Raw genomic sequence first — 533 nt, 5'->3', positions numbered from 1 at the left:
TTTCAGACGACCTCTACCAAATCGCCTCCCCCGACGGCGGTGCACGGCTGCTGTTTGCCGAAGTCGATTCCGGCTGCGGCATTTTCCAACTGGTCGCACAACTCGACCGCAACGGCCGCCATATCCGCCTCTGCTACAACGACAACGGACTGCCGCACAGCATTTACGACGGCAGTGGCCGACACTTTCAGCCCGTATTCTCCTCCATCCGTCTGCACGACAACGATCCCGACTTCGACCCGGCCGGAGAACGGGACGTATTCGTTTCCGAAGACGAACGTTTCTACGTCAACCGCCTTACTTCCGTCACCTTCAACGGCAAGGAATTGGTGCGCTACGACTACGACGGCTGCGGCAATTTGACCGCCGTTTACGGACGAGACGGCAAAAAACTGCGCGGTTTCGCCTACCGAAACCACATCATGGTCGAACATAGCCAACCCGACGGACTGGTGTCCCGCTACGAATACGACCGTTACGACGCCGACGGCAAAGTGCTTAAAAGCAGCAACAACCTCGGTGAAGAATGGACG

At 57.6% G+C, this 533-nt stretch carries 1 pseudogene; it reads left to right on the top strand.

The window, feature by feature from the left end:
* A pseudogene (locus HMPREF2696_RS11545) lies at positions 1-533 on the top strand (RHS repeat protein); the annotation flags it as partial.

The organism is Neisseria sp. HMSC058F07, assembly GCF_001810035.1.
Classification (GTDB): domain Bacteria; phylum Pseudomonadota; class Gammaproteobacteria; order Burkholderiales; family Neisseriaceae; genus Neisseria; species Neisseria perflava.
Note: the sequence above shows the minus strand (reverse complement) of the source record. Positions and strands in the feature narration are given on the sequence as shown.